Consider the following 13,388-nt stretch of genomic DNA (forward strand, 5'->3'; position numbering starts at 1 on the left):
GATCGGCAGTCTTTAAGTTGTAAGCTGTAGACTTCAAGAGCCTGAAATTACGCCAACTAAATTGGGCTTATCACCATGTCGGGTCATGAATCATCGGAGGTCCGTCATAAGTAGCTGATCAAAGCTGAAAAATAATCTAACGCGCGACTGCGGCAGAAAACGGTAGGGGTGAAACAATTATTACCCCGTCGAGTAATACCTGTTATTTCAGTCGCACAACAATGCGATCGGTATCAATCGAATTTTTCTGCGACACTGAACGCCAAGCCCTTTTGGTCTTTAGCCGAAACAATCGGGGCTGAGAGAATTGGCCAAGTAATCGCTAGATTCGGATCATCCCAGGCAATACAGCGCTCGTATTCCGGTGCGTAATAGTCAGTTGCTTTATACATAAACTCAGAACTATCTGACAATACAACGAATCCATGGCCAAAACCTTCCGGCACCCACATTTGAATCTTATTTTCTGCGCTCAAGATTTCTCCAACCCATTGCCCGAACGTCGGCGACGAGCGACGCAAGTCTACCGCCACGTCGAATACGCTACCCGCGACCACGCGCACGAGCTTGCCCTGTGGCTGGCGAATCTGGTAATGCAGGCCTCTCAGCACGTTATGAGTTGATTTCGAATGGTTGTCCTGCACGAAGGTCACCGACCGGCCGACTGCTTCCTCGAACCGGGCCTGATGAAAGCTCTCATAGAAAAACCCACGCTCGTCGCCAAATACGCGAGGTTCGATACGCAAGACGTCAGGAATGGCCAATCGGGTAATCTGCATTAAAACACCGTTTCTTTTAAAACACGCATCAGGTATTGGCCGTATCCGTTCTTCTTCATCGGATCTGCCAGTTCTTCGAGTTGACCAGCGTCGATCCATCCCTTGCGGAAGGCAATCTCTTCCGGACATGCCACTTTCAGCCCCTGCCGACGCTCGATCGTCGCGATGAACTGACTTGCGTCGAGCAGCGACTCGTGGGTACCTGTATCGAGCCAGGCGTAACCGCGTCGCATGATCTCAACGTGCAGCTTGCCCGTTTCCAGATAGAGACGGTTGAGGTCCGTAATTTCGAGCTCGCCGCGCGCGGATGGTTCGAGCGTACGCGCCATCTGCGACACGTTCTCATCGTAAAAATACAAACCGGTCACCGCGTAATTCGAACGCGGCGCCGCCGGCTTCTCTTCCAGACTGACCGCCTTGCCTTCGCGATCGAATTCGATGACGCCGTAACGCTCCGGATCCTGCACGTGATAAGCGAAGACGGTAGCGCAATCGGTCCGCGCATTCGCGCTGTCGAGCAAGGTGTTGAGGTTATGCCCGTAGAACAGGTTGTCGCCCAGAACCAGCGCCGAGGGTGAATTATCAAGGAATCGTTCACCGATCAGGAAAGCCTGCGCCAATCCGTCCGGCGACGCCTGCTCTGCATACGACAGATTCAAGCCCCAACGCGCGCCGTCCCCCAGCAATTGCTGAAAGCGCGGCGTATCCTGCGGCGTCGAAATAATCAGGATGTCGCGAATCCCACCCAGCATCAGTGTGCTCAGCGGGTAGTAAATCATCGGCTTGTCGAACACCGGCAATAACTGTTTCGAAATGGCCAGCGTGGCCGGATGCAGCCGGGTGCCGCTGCCGCCGGCGAGAATAATGCCTTTGCGTTTCACGGGTTCGCTCATAGGTTTCCTTGCGCCGACAGCTCGGCGATCATGCGGTTCACGTGGTCGCGCCAGTCAGGCAGCACCAGGCTGAAACTCGCGCAGAATTTGCTGCAATCCAGGCGTGAATTCGCCGGCCGCACGGCCGGCGTCGGAAATGCGCTCGAAGCGATCGGCTGCACCGACTCGGGCCCTGCCCTCAATACTGCACCATGGGCTTGCGCCTGCGTCACTACATGCTGCGCATAGGCATGCCAAGTGGTGCTGCCGGTCGCCGCCACGTGGTAGGTGCCGGACAGACCGAGCGCCTCAGGTCCCAACGCCGCGATGCGATGCAAGGCCAGTGCCGTAACATCGGCCAGCAGTTCCGCGCCAGTCGGCGCGCCGTGCTGGTCTGCCACCACACTCAGGGTTTCGCGCTCCTTTGCCAGGCGCAGCATGGTCTTGGCAAAATTGCCTCCGCGCGCAGCGAATACCCAGCTGGTGCGCAGAATCAGATGCCTGGCGCCGCTCGCGCGAATCCGCTCCTCGCCTTCGTACTTGGTACGGCCATACACCGACAACGGATTGACGGCGTCGGTCTCGACCCAAGCGCCCTCTTTCGAGCCGTCGAACACGTAATCGGTCGAATAATGCACCAGCCACGCGCCGAGGGCGACGGCCTCTTCGGCCAGCACACCGGGTGCAACCGCGTTGCAGGCGTGCGCGGCAAGCTGGTCGCTTTCGGCCTTGTCCACCGCGGTATAAGCCGCCGCGTTCACGATGACGTCGGGCGCGGCACCGCGCACCAGCGCGCGCAGCGACGTGGGATCGGCGAAATCGGCTTCACTGCGGCCATACGCAAGCAATTCGCCCAGCGGCGCCAGCGCACGCTGCAACTCCCAGCCAAGCTGGCCATCCTTGCCGAGCAACAGGATCTTCATACCACCGGCCGTCCATCGGCATACTGCCGGTCGATCCACTCGCGGTAGGCGCCGCTGGTTACGTTGCGCACCCATTCGCCATTGGCCAGATACCACTCGACTGTCTTGCGGATGCCTGTCTCGAAGGTTTCGGCCGGTCGCCAGCCCAGTTCGAGCTCCAGCTTGCTCGCGTCGATCGCGTAACGGCGGTCGTGGCCGGGGCGGTCCTTCACGAAAGTCATCTGCGACGCATACGATTCGCCATCGGCACGCGGGCGCAGTTCGTCGAGTATTGCGCACAAGGTGCGCACCACGTCGATATTCGCCTTCTCGTTGCAACCGCCGACGTTATAGGTCTCGCCAAGGCTCCCCTCGGCCAGCACGCGGCGGATGGCGCTGCAGTGGTCGGTCACATACAGCCAATCGCGGATCTGCTGGCCATCGCCATAGATCGGCAGCGGCTTGCCGGCCAGCGCGTTGTGGATCACCAGCGGAATCAGCTTCTCCGGGAAGTGGTAGGGGCCGTAGTTATTGGAGCAGTTGGTCGTCACGACCGGCAAGCCATAGGTGTGGTGATAGGCACGCACCAGGTGATCGGACGCGGCCTTGCTGGCGGAATATGGGCTGTTCGGTTCGTAGCGGTTCTGCTCGTTGAAGGCCGGCGCTTCGCTCGACAACGAGCCGTACACCTCGTCCGTGGACACGTGCAGGAAGCGGAACGCCGCACGCGCCGCGGGTTCGAGGCCGCCCCAGTAAGCGCGCACCGTCTCCAGCAAGTTAAAGGTGCCGACGATATTGGTCTGGATGAAGGCGCCGGGGCCTTCGATCGAGCGGTCGACGTGGCTTTCGGCCGCAAAGTTCAGTACCGCGCGAACCTGGTGTTCAGCCAGCAAGCGGCTCACCAATTCACCGTCACCGATGTCGCCACGCACGAAGCGGTGGCGCGGATTGCCTTCGAGGCTGGCGAGATTCTGGAGATTGCCGGCGTAGGTCAGTTTGTCGAGATTGACGACTGGCTCATCGTGTTGGGCCAGCCAGTCGATGACGAAGTTCGAGCCAATGAAGCCCGCTCCGCCCGTCACGAGGATGGTCATTCCTGCGATTCCTGGTAGATGTGTAGAGATCGGCAGCGCCAGGGCGCATACCCGAGCCCGAGGATTACCGTAACATTTTCGGCGCGATCTGGCCGGATTGTCAATGTCACGGCGGCGTGGAGACGGTGCCGGTGCGGAAATCCGACTACCGGATATCGCGGCATGGACGATGAATCAGTCCACCCTGCCGCTACAGGGCATAAGCATAACAAATGCTGGCTGCATGAAAATACGCGGATTCCCACCCCGGGTTCAGGCCGCCTCCGCCGCCCTCAACAACGCCTCGATCCCCTGCGGCTCCACCGGCCTGCTGAAACAATACCCCTGCATCTGGTCGCACCCATGCTCGTGCAAGAAGGCCAGCTGCTCCGACGTCTCCACCCCTTCCGCGATCACGTTCAGCTTCATCGAATGCGCCAGCGCGATCACCGCATTGACGATCGCGGCGTCGTCCGCGTCCTGGGTCAGGTCGCGCACGAAGGAGCGGTCGATCTTGAGGCTGTGAATCGGGAAGCGCTTCAAACTCGCCAGGCTCGAATACCCGGTCCCGAAATCGTCGATCGCCAGCTGCACGCCCATGTTCGTCAGCCGGGCCATGGTCTCGGCGGCGGCGGCCGGGTTCTGCATCAATACGCTCTCGGTGATCTCCAGCGTCAGCCAGCGCGGATCGCAGCCGGTTTTGGCCAGCAGCGCGGCCACGCGCTGGGCCACGTCCTGGCCCAGGAACTGGCGCGCCGACAGGTTCACGCTCACGCGCAGCGGCGACAGGCCGCGGCGCAGCCAGGCCACCTGCTGCGCCATCGCGGTCTCCAGCACCCATTCGCCGATCGGGACGATCAGGCCGGTCTCCTCGGCCAGCGGGATGAAGTCGGACGGCGCCACCATCGGCCGGCCGTGCGGCTTCCAGCGCAGCAGCGCTTCCACGCCGCTCACGTTGCCGGTCGCGATGTCCGCCACCGGCTGGTAGTGCAGCAGGAACTCCTGGCGCTGCAGCGCGCGTTGCAGCGCGCCTTCCATGCGCAGGTGCTCCACCGACTGGGCGCCCATGTCGGCCACGTAGAAACTGTAGTGGTTGCCGCCCGTGCCCTTTGACTGGTACATCGCGCTGTCGGCGCACTTGAGCAGGGTCGCCGCGTCCAGGCCGTCGCGCGGGTACATCGAGATGCCGATCGAGCCGGTCGGGAAGACTTCCTGGCCGCATAGCAGCAGCGGCTGGAACAGGTTATCCAGCAGCTTCTGCGCCACCTTGGCCGCATCGGCTTCGCCGGCCAGCTCGGGCAACACCACCACGAATTCGTCGCCGCCTTGGCGCGCCACCGTGTCGCTCTCGCGCAGGCTGCTCGCCAGGCGACGTGCGATCTCGACGATCATCTTGTCGCCGGCGTCGTGACCCAGGCTGTCGTTCACGTGCTTGAAGCGGTCCAGGTCGATGAACATCACCGCCACCTGCGTGCCGGCGCGGTGCGCGTGCACGATGGCTTGCGCCAGACGGTCCTGCAGCAGCACCCGGTTCGGCAGGCCGGTCAGGGCGTCGTGGTTGGCCATGCGCAGCAAGGCCTCCTCGGCGCTCTTGCGGCGCGAGATGTCCTCGACCACCGAGATGAAGCGCTGGTTGCCGTTGGCGTCGCGCATCATCGAGACGCTGATGTTCACCCAGATCGGCGTGCCGTCGCGCCGCAGCAGGCGCCGCTCGCGCTGGTAGTCGCCGATTTCTCCGGCGCGCAGGCGTTTGACCAGCGCCAGTTCGTCGGACAAGTCGTCTTCGTAGGTCAGTTGCTGGAAGAAGCGCTGCAGCAGCTCTACTTCGCTATAGCCCAGGATCTGCGCCATCTTGCGGTTCACGCGCAGCAGGCGCCCGTCAGGGCCCAGCAGCACGATGCCCACCGCGGCCTGGCTGAAGGTGAGCCGGAAGAATTCCTCGCTCTCCTGCAGGCGCAGGCGCGCCTTGCGGCGGAAGGTGATGTCCTGGCCGATCAAGAGCAGCATGTGGCCGCCGGCCTGCCGGGTGCGGCGGATGTTGAACTCGACGTAGCGCACGCCGTCGGCGCGGTCGTCCAGCGTCACCAGCACATTGTCTTGCGGCGTGCCGGTGCGCAGCGCCTCGTCGACGCGCGCCGCCAGCTCGGCGTCGGGCAGCCATTCCTCGAGCGGGCGCCCCGCCGCCGCCGCTTCTTCCGGCGCGCCGATCAGGTCGGCCATCGTGCGGTTCATCGAGCGCACTTTGCGGTCGGCGTCCACCACCACCAGGCCGGCCGGCATGCCGTCGATGACCTGTTCCAGGTAGTCGCGGTTCTGGCGCACGTTGCGCTGGTCGGCGTGGGCATAGGTGTCCAGCGCCAGCCCCATGTCGAAGCAGACCACCTTCAGCACCGCATCCCAGGCCTCGATGAAGCGCGCCGGGTCGTGGTGCAGCTTCTGCCACAGCATGCCGAATAGTTCAGACAGGTATTTGCGGTAGGCGCCGATATACCATTTCGGGTCCAGCCCGATGCGCTGGTGCGCCGCGCCCACGCGCAGGCGCTCGTGGATGTAGGCCGGGCCGTAGTCGCCGGCCGTCAGGCTGCTGAAATAGCCCGCTTGCGCGCGGCGCAGGCGCGACGTGGTCTCGCTGTCGGCCAGCAGCTCGCGCATGCGCGGGAAGGCCAGCAGATGTGCATAAAAACTGTCCGAGAAGGTGTCGCGCTCCTGGTCCAGCAGCTCGTGCACCTCGCGCAAGACGGCGGCGTCGCGCTCGTCGAGTTGCAAAAAGCTCCGGCGCGCTGCGATTTCCTCGTCGTCGAGGCCGGTCTCTCGTGCCAGCGTGTCGATCATTTCCCGGGTTTCCCTCATGCCGTCCACCGCGCCTGCAAGAACCGCATCGACCTGGTCGTACCACTGCTCGTCTGGGTATTCATGGGAAATGCCTCTGGCCAATCGTCTTGACCAAGAATTAATAACCTGCTGGATATCTTAGTTGCATCATAGCAAATAGCGTGTTGGCGGTCTGTCACTTATTAGTGATCTGTTGTTTATTTGTCTTAGTGTCGGTCAGCCTATTAACCTGGTTTAAGTAGAGGAGCGATGGACGTTGCATCAGCACAAGATGCAGCGCATGGATGGGGTGACAGTGGGGAATCGCCATCATTTCAGGAGCCTGCCATGCCCCTCCGTCCCCTCCTCCCTTCAGCCGCCGTCGCGGCCTTGGTGCTGTCGTTTTCGGGCAGCGCCGCGGCGGCGGCCGTCGACGTCACCGTCACCCCGGTCAAGCCCACCGTCGAGCGCGGCGACGACGTGATGGTGCGCGTCACCATTTCCAATTCGTCCGGCATCGCCCAGCACCTGCTGCGCTGGCGTACGCCACTGGATGGGGTGGAAGCGCCCTTGTTCGAGGTGCGGCGCGACGGCCAGCCGGTGCGCTACCTCGGCCGGCAGATCAAGCGCGCGGCGCCCGGCCCGTCGGACTATGTGCGCCTGGAGCCCCGCGCCTCGCTCAGCAAGACGGTGGAGCTGTCGCGGCTGTACGAGATGAGCGTGACCGGCAGCTACACGATCCGCTATCACAGCGCGGCTATGCCGGCGCCGGGCGCCGGTGTCCAGGCGGTGGTCGGCGAACTGGTCTCAAAGCCGGTCAGCATCTGGGTCGACGGCCGCCTGCCGCGCGGCGCCAGGCCGGCCGGCATGGCGCCGGAACCGGGCGGCGCTGGCCTGAACTACGCCAACTGCTCGAACGCCCAGCAGGAGCAACTGGTGACGGCGATGGATGCGGGACGCGCGATGGCAGTCGACAGCCATGCCTACCTCACCTCGGGCAAGCAATATGGCGAGCGCTACACGACCTGGTTCGGTGCGCCCGACGCCGCCCGTGGCGCCAAGGTCACCAGCAATTTCACGGCCATCAAGGACGCGTTCGAGAACAAGCCGGTCAAGATCGATTGCGATTGCGATGAGCCGTATTTCGCGTATGTGTATCCGGCGCGGCCGTACACCGTGTGGGTATGCAAGGCATTCTGGGCCGCGGCCGTGACCGGCACCGATTCGCGCGGCGGCACCCTGCTGCATGAGCTCAGCCATTTTGACGTGGTGGCGGCGACCGACGACCATGTGTACGGCCAGGCCGGCGCGGCGGAACTGGCGAGATCGGCGCCGGATCGGGCGATCAATAACGCGGATTCACATGAGTATTTTGGGGAGAATACGCCGGTGCAGCAGTGATGGTCGGGCGTCGGAAGATTGCCTGCGCTGGCAATGGCAAACACCCCCAGCACATCGTTCCCGCGCAGGCGCACTGGTGTCCGGAATATTTATACGCAAAGTATGCACGTCATTCCCGCGGAGGCGGGAATCCAAGTGAAGTCACAGAATGTTCATGCTCTTGCGTGGCCCGAACGTTCATCGGAGGTCGATTTTTAGGCCACTGGCCGGGCACACTTGGGTTCCCGCCTGCGCGGGAACGACGTGGTTTTTCCTATGAAGCGGGCTTACTCAAGCGCCCGAAATTATTCCGGACACCAGTGTGCGCAGGCGGGAACCTAAGTTTGCGTGCGCTAACGTAACGCATACAACCTTGGGTTCCCGCCTCAGCGGGAACGACGGTTTTGGGGCTAACGAAGGAATCGTTGCGTTGGGATGCAACCAGTCGCAAAACCCTACCGCTGCGTAAACGAAAACTTCACCGGAATCGCCGGACTGCTCTTGATGCTGGCCGCATCGAGCTTGCCCAGGCTGCTCAGCCACGGCCCCGCGTAGCGGATCTCGTAGCTGTGCTGCCCCGGCTTGAAGGCGTAGGCTTGGGTGATGTCGATCGTGTTCAGATGGGTGGTCTGCGGCTTGACCTCGAGGTAGTCGGCCGGGCCTGGCGCGGCGCGCTTGACCATGCGGCCCGTATAGGCCACTTCTTCCTGGGGCGTGCGCAGGTTGAAGCGCGGGGCGGAGAGGTCGTCGCCCAGGGCGATCTCGCGCGGGATCCATACCGACTGGTCGCCCCGGTTCTCAATCAGCACCCGCACCTTGACCGACTTGGCGCCGGTCTCGACTTCGAGACGGTGATGCACGTTCACCTTGGCCTCCACGGCCTTGACCGCGCCGGCCAGGCCGCCCAGCGCCAGCAACGTCGCCAGCACAGCTGCCGGCATGCTTCGTTTGACATGCATCTCGTCTCCTCCCGACATGGGCCATCACGGTTTAACGACACGCCGCCGCGAACGCGGCAACGGCCTTTCGATTATGACACGAGAAGTCGTTACAGTTCAGGGCAGTATGTTACCGCCTGTTTCAGGCAAGGCCGCCAGGATGGTTACCGCCACCCGCCGGTTGCGGGTCTGCCCGGCGATGTCCGTGTTCGGCGCCACCGGCCGCGTGTCGGCAAAGCCGATCGCCGACAGGCGCGCGGGCGGCAGGCCGTTGTCGATGAACAGCCGCACCACGCTCGATGCGCGCGCGGTCGACAGTTCCCAGTTCGACGGATACACGGGGCTGGCGATCGGCACATCGTCGGTATGGCCCTCGACCTCGATGCGGTGGGTATCGTCCTTCAAGAGGCCGGCCACGGCGCCCAGCACTTCGCGCGCTTCAGGGTCGAGCAAGGCCTGGCCCTGCTCGAACAGCACGCTGGCATTGATCTCGACGCTGATGCCGCGCGCGTTCTGCGTCACTCGCACCTGGCCCGATTTCACCAGCGGCAGCAGGGTCGCCGACAGCTCGCGCGCCATCACGCCCATGCGCTCCTGCTCGCGGCGGGCAGCCTCGTTGCGCTTGCGGTTGATGATGTGCGACAGCGGCAGCACCGGCTCGACATTGGTGTTGACTTGCGTCGCGGCGCCGCGTCCGCCGAAGGCATCGCCCAGGGCGTCCGACAGCACCTGGTACTTGCCCTCGTTGACGATGGAGATCGCGTACATCACCACGAAGAAGGCGAACAGCAAGGTGATCAGGTCGGCGTACGAGATCAGCCAGCGCTCGTGGTGCTCTTGCGGGACGTCGTCGTCGTAGCGCTTGCGGGCCATGGGCGGACTCGCGCTCAGTGCCGCGCAAGCAGGCTGGCGACGCGCTCGTCGACCACGCGGCCATGGTCGCCGCTGGCGAGATCCGCAAAGACTTCGGCCAGGATCTCGTACTGCGAGACCCGGTCGTTGACGATGGCCTTGAGCTTGTTGCCGACCGGGTAGAAGAACAGATTGGCCAGGCCCACGCCGTACACGGTCGAGACGAAGGCGACCGCGATGCCGGAACCCAGGCGCGCCGGGTCGGACAGGTTTTCCATCACGTGTATCAGGCCCAGCACGGCGCCCAGGATGCCGATCGTCGGCGCATAGCCGGCCGCCGATTCCCAGATGCGCGCCGCTTGCCGCTGCGCGAATTCGTAGCCGTTGATCTCGTGTTCGAGCAGGCTGCGCAGCTTGTCGGGCGCGATGCCGTCCACCACCAGCCGCAGGCCCTTGGCCACGAAGGGATCGGCCTTGGCCATGTACTGCTCGAGCGACAGCAGGCCGTCGCGGCGCGCCGTCTGGCTCCACAGCGTGATGTCGCGCGACAGCTTCTGGCGCCCGTTCTTGGGCGGCACGAAGACCCAGCGCAGCATGCCGATGCCGCGCAGGAAGGTGCGCGTTTCGCTTTGCAGCAGCACGGCGCCGAAGGTGCCGACGACGACAATGGCGAAGGCGGCCGGCTGCATCAGCGATGCGAACCTGCCTCCGTCGAGCGTGTAGCCGAGGAAGATGCCGGCGATCGCCAGCACCAGGCCGATTACGCTGGCCCAGTCCATATATGCTCCCGCAAGGTGGTGCGCAGGCGCGCAACGGCCTGGGTGTGCAGCTGCGACACCCGCGATTCAGAGACGCCCATGACGGCGCCGATTTCCTTCAGGTTCAGCTCTTCTTCGTAGTACAGGCCCATCAACAGCTTCTCGCGCGGCGGCAGGTTGTCGATGGCCTCGATCACCGCGTGGCGGAAGTCGGTTTCCATCAGGCCGCGCAAAGGGTCGCTGTCGTCCACCGCGTAACGGTCGAGGAAGTTGCCGTCGCCGTCGTCGTCGTGAAAATCTTCGTAATAGAGCAGCTGGTGGCCGCCCGAGTCGGCCAGCATGTCCTGGTAATCCTCGAGCGAAAGCTTGAGCGATTTGGCCACTTCGGATTCGCTCGGCGGCCGGCCCAGGCGCTGCTGCAGCTCGTGCATCGCGCTCTCGACCTTGCGCATGTTCTGGCGCGTGCTGCGCGGCATCCAGTCGCTGCTGCGCAGTTCGTCGAGCATGGCGCCGCGGATGCGCAGCACCGCATAGGTCTCGAACTGGGCGCCGTGGTTGTCTTCGTAGCGGTTGATGGCATCCAGCAGGCCGATCATGCCGGCTTGCACCAGGTCATCCACTTCCACCGAAGGCGGCAACTTGGCCTTCATGTGGTGGGCAAGGCGCTTTACCAACGGCATATGCTCCGTCAGCAAAGAATTCTTGTCCGCTTTCCCTTTGACCGTGTACATGCTGGTGTAAGTCTTCTCTCTGCTTGTGCTCTATTGCCGATATCGATTACGAACCAAAGTGGGCCGCGCTCCCCTGCTTGCCGAACTGCGGCATGGCGTGCAGCGCGAACTTGCCTGCCAGCTGGCGAAACGCCACCGAAGCGCCGGCCAATGGGAAGGCGTCGACCACGGCCCGGCCAAGGCGCGCGGCCCGGTGCAGGTACTCATCGGCCGGCACCGAGCCCATGAAACTGAGCTTGACGGCAAGGTAACGTGTTGCTGCTGCTGACATATTATCGTATACCACCTTGGCCTCTGCCTCTGTCGCACCGGTAACAAGGATCCCGAAAGGGCGCCGGCCCAGTTGCTGCGACAGCCGCTTGACCAGCGAATAGGCATTCGTGATCGACGCCGCGCTGGTCGACACCTGCACCACGATCTCGGATTCAACCATCGAGGCCACCGGGAAATCGCCGTCCGCGCCGAGTTCGGCGTCGACGATCACGATTCCCGATTGCAGCGCCAGCACGTCGAAGGTATTGCCCAGGCGGCGAGCTTCGGCCGCCGTCTCGGGCGCGCCCATTGGCACCACCGAGAAGCCTTGCGGCGCCGGACGGATCACCTGGTTCAATGCGCTTTCCTGGCGCGCCACCTGCAGCAGCGAGGCACTGCGGTTCATGCCGAGCCGGCGTGCGACGCCGTATTCCACTTCACAGGCGTCGACGATCAGCACATCGTTGCCGGCCTGGGCCAGCGAGGCGCCCAGGTTGACCAGCATGGCGCCCTTGTCGTCTTCCGGCGTGGCCGAGAGAAAGGTGACCACGCGCGGACGCGGGCCTTGCAGCATGCGACGCAGGCCTTCGGCCTGGTCGAAATCGAAACTAGCCAAGGTTCACCTCGCGTGCGGCTGCGGTTTGTGCGGCAGCCATCATCAGCGGCAGGTCATCGTTGCTGAACTGCGCGCCGGCCGCGTTGCCGCGGTTGCGGAAGGCGCGGTCGACCAGCATGGCGCGGTCGGCCACGTGCAGGTCTTCCGGCACGCGCTGGCCGTTCGAGATGTAGTGCAGGTTCAGCTTCTGGCGGATCACGACGTCGAGCACGCCGCCGATCGATGCGGCTTCGTCCATCTTGGTCATGATGGCGCCGTGCAGGCCGCTGCCTTGATAGGCGCGCACCACTTCGTTCAGCGTTTCGTTGGTCGAGGTCGAGTTCAGGCACAGCAGACGCTTCACGTCGGCGCCCGAACCGGACAGCATGGCGACCTGCTCGGCCACCATGTGGTCGCGCTGCGACATGCCGATGGTGTCGATCAGCACGGTGTGCTTGTTGCGCAGTTCCTTCAGGGCGATGCGCAGGTCGGCTTCGTCCTTCACCGAGTGCACCATCACGCCCAGGATCTTGCCGTAGATGCGCAGTTGTTCGTGGCCGCCGATACGGTAAGCGTCGGTGGTGATCAGGGCCAGCTTGTCCGGGCCGTGGCGCATCACGCAGCGCGCGGCCAGCTTGGCGGTCGTGGTGGTCTTGCCGACGCCGGTCGGGCCGACCAGCGCGTAGACGCCGCCCTGCTCCAGCAGCGCGTCTTCGTTGCCGATGGTGGTCAGGTTACGGGTCAGCACGGACTTGACCCAGCGCATGGCTTCGGCGGCATCCTTGGTTGCCGGCATTTTTTCGATCAGGAAGCGTGCCAGGGTGGCCGAGAAACCGGCGGCCAGCATCTCGCGCAGCACGGTCGCCTTGTGCGGCTCGCGCTGGGCGGTGGCGTTCCACGACAGTTCGGCCAACTGGGTTTCCATCAGGCCGCGCATGGCGCGGATCTCGCTCATCATGCCGTTCATTTCGGCGGCGGCCGATTCCTTGGCCTGGGCGATGGCGGCGCTCATCATCGAGGTCATGGCGCTCATGTCGATCGCCGGCTCCGCGCTTGGGGCGCGGCGCTCGGCGTAGGTCGGGGCCGGCTCGGAGTAGGCTGGCGCCATCGGCGCGGCCGGGGCGGCGTCCTGCAGGCGGCGCGACAGGAAGGCCGGGGCGGCGGCGGCCGGTGCGGGCGCCAGGTCTTCCAGGTGCTGCAGCTGCAGGTTGGGCTTCGGCTGGGCCATTTCCGAGTCAACGGCCGGCGCGGCCAGCGAGACCACGTCATCGTTGTCCAGCGCGAGGATCTCGACCTGGCCGTCGACTGGACGGTTGGAGAGGATGACGGCATCCGGCCCCAGGGCTTCGCGCACCTTGCGCAATGCATCTCGGGAAGTTGCTGCCGTAAATTTCTTAACCTTCATCTGGTTCTCCGCGCTTCAATCTGGTTCTGCATGACGGGCA

12 protein-coding genes are annotated in these 13,388 nt (G+C 63.8%); 1 reads left to right on the forward strand and 11 read right to left on the reverse strand.

The window, feature by feature from the left end:
* Nucleotides 1-233: 233 nt before the first annotated feature.
* The 5 genes from rfbC to AC3A6F_RS09510 all read right to left on the reverse strand — a co-directional run bounded on the left by rfbC (nt 234) and on the right by AC3A6F_RS09510 (nt 6,458).
* Nucleotides 234-779 (reverse strand): dTDP-4-dehydrorhamnose 3,5-epimerase, encoded by a 546-nt coding sequence (gene rfbC, locus AC3A6F_RS09490; RefSeq protein ID WP_487680087.1) that lies wholly within the window; start codon nt 777-779, stop codon nt 234-236.
* Nucleotides 779-1,672, reverse strand: a complete 894-nt coding sequence (gene rfbA / locus AC3A6F_RS09495) for a glucose-1-phosphate thymidylyltransferase RfbA (protein WP_487680089.1) — start codon at nt 1,670-1,672, stop codon at nt 779-781. The genes rfbC and rfbA overlap by 1 nt, the downstream gene beginning before the upstream one ends.
* Entirely contained in the window at nt 1,669-2,574 is a 906-nt protein-coding gene (gene rfbD, locus AC3A6F_RS09500; RefSeq protein ID WP_487680091.1) for a dTDP-4-dehydrorhamnose reductase, read from the reverse strand. The genes rfbA and rfbD overlap by 4 nt, the downstream gene beginning before the upstream one ends.
* Nucleotides 2,571-3,647 (reverse strand): dTDP-glucose 4,6-dehydratase, encoded by a 1,077-nt coding sequence (gene rfbB / locus AC3A6F_RS09505; protein ID WP_487680092.1) that lies wholly within the window; start codon nt 3,645-3,647, stop codon nt 2,571-2,573. The genes rfbD and rfbB overlap by 4 nt, the downstream gene beginning before the upstream one ends.
* 252 nt (nt 3,648-3,899) lie before the next feature.
* Nucleotides 3,900-6,458 (reverse strand): EAL domain-containing protein, encoded by a 2,559-nt coding sequence (locus tag AC3A6F_RS09510; RefSeq protein ID WP_487680094.1) that lies wholly within the window; start codon nt 6,456-6,458, stop codon nt 3,900-3,902.
* Nucleotides 6,459-6,785: 327 nt separating this feature from the next.
* Between AC3A6F_RS09510 and AC3A6F_RS09515 the strand changes: the two genes are divergently transcribed.
* Nucleotides 6,786-7,838, forward strand: coding sequence for a M35 family metalloendopeptidase (locus AC3A6F_RS09515; protein WP_487680096.1), 1,053 nt, complete (start codon nt 6,786-6,788; stop codon nt 7,836-7,838).
* Nucleotides 7,839-8,272: 434 nt separating this feature from the next.
* Here AC3A6F_RS09515 and AC3A6F_RS09520 read toward each other — a convergent pair whose 3' ends face one another.
* The 6 genes from AC3A6F_RS09520 to flhF all read right to left on the reverse strand — a co-directional run bounded on the left by AC3A6F_RS09520 (nt 8,273) and on the right by flhF (nt 13,348).
* On the reverse strand, nt 8,273-8,776 hold the full coding sequence (locus AC3A6F_RS09520; RefSeq protein ID WP_487680098.1) for a hypothetical protein: 504 nt from the start codon (nt 8,774-8,776) through the stop codon (nt 8,273-8,275).
* Nucleotides 8,777-8,872: 96 nt separating this feature from the next.
* Nucleotides 8,873-9,628: a flagellar motor protein MotD gene (gene motD / locus AC3A6F_RS09525; RefSeq protein WP_109346663.1), complete on the reverse strand. Its 756-nt coding sequence runs from the start codon at nt 9,626-9,628 to the stop codon at nt 8,873-8,875.
* Nucleotides 9,629-9,642: 14 nt separating this feature from the next.
* On the reverse strand, nt 9,643-10,386 hold the full coding sequence (locus tag AC3A6F_RS09530) for a flagellar motor protein (RefSeq protein ID WP_147936417.1): 744 nt from the start codon (nt 10,384-10,386) through the stop codon (nt 9,643-9,645).
* Nucleotides 10,368-11,096, reverse strand: a complete 729-nt coding sequence (locus AC3A6F_RS09535; protein WP_109346661.1) for an RNA polymerase sigma factor FliA — start codon at nt 11,094-11,096, stop codon at nt 10,368-10,370. Before AC3A6F_RS09535 ends, AC3A6F_RS09530 begins: the two co-directional genes overlap by 19 nt.
* A 46-nt stretch (nt 11,097-11,142) precedes the next feature.
* Nucleotides 11,143-11,964, reverse strand: coding sequence for a MinD/ParA family ATP-binding protein (locus tag AC3A6F_RS09540; protein WP_487680101.1), 822 nt, complete (start codon nt 11,962-11,964; stop codon nt 11,143-11,145).
* The gene (flhF, locus tag AC3A6F_RS09545) at nt 11,957-13,348 is read right to left on the reverse strand and encodes a flagellar biosynthesis GTPase FlhF (protein WP_487680103.1); all 1,392 of its coding nucleotides are present in this window, start codon (nt 13,346-13,348) and stop codon (nt 11,957-11,959) included. The genes AC3A6F_RS09540 and flhF overlap by 8 nt, the downstream gene beginning before the upstream one ends.
* Nucleotides 13,349-13,388: the final 40 nt, after the last annotated feature.

This window comes from Massilia sp. Soil_C_3, from assembly GCF_057657035.1.

Coding starts and splice junctions, on each gene's coding strand:
- rfbC (WP_487680087.1), bottom strand. CDS start 779: ATGCAGATTACCCGATTGGCCATTCCTGACGTCTTGCGTATCGAACCT.
- rfbA (WP_487680089.1), bottom strand. CDS start 1,672: ATGAGCGAACCCGTGAAACGCAAAGGCATTATTCTCGCCGGCGGCAGC.
- rfbD (WP_487680091.1), bottom strand. CDS start 2,574: ATGAAGATCCTGTTGCTCGGCAAGGATGGCCAGCTTGGCTGGGAGTTG.
- rfbB (WP_487680092.1), bottom strand. CDS start 3,647: ATGACCATCCTCGTGACGGGCGGAGCGGGCTTCATTGGCTCGAACTTC.
- AC3A6F_RS09510 (WP_487680094.1), bottom strand. CDS start 6,458: ATGATCGACACGCTGGCACGAGAGACCGGCCTCGACGACGAGGAAATC.
- AC3A6F_RS09515 (WP_487680096.1), top strand. CDS start 6,786: ATGCCCCTCCGTCCCCTCCTCCCTTCAGCCGCCGTCGCGGCCTTGGTG.
- AC3A6F_RS09520 (WP_487680098.1), bottom strand. CDS start 8,776: ATGCATGTCAAACGAAGCATGCCGGCAGCTGTGCTGGCGACGTTGCTG.
- motD (WP_109346663.1), bottom strand. CDS start 9,628: ATGGCCCGCAAGCGCTACGACGACGACGTCCCGCAAGAGCACCACGAG.
- AC3A6F_RS09530 (WP_147936417.1), bottom strand. CDS start 10,386: ATGGACTGGGCCAGCGTAATCGGCCTGGTGCTGGCGATCGCCGGCATC.
- AC3A6F_RS09535 (WP_109346661.1), bottom strand. CDS start 11,096: ATGTACACGGTCAAAGGGAAAGCGGACAAGAATTCTTTGCTGACGGAG.
- flhF (WP_487680103.1), bottom strand. CDS start 13,348: ATGAAGGTTAAGAAATTTACGGCAGCAACTTCCCGAGATGCATTGCGC.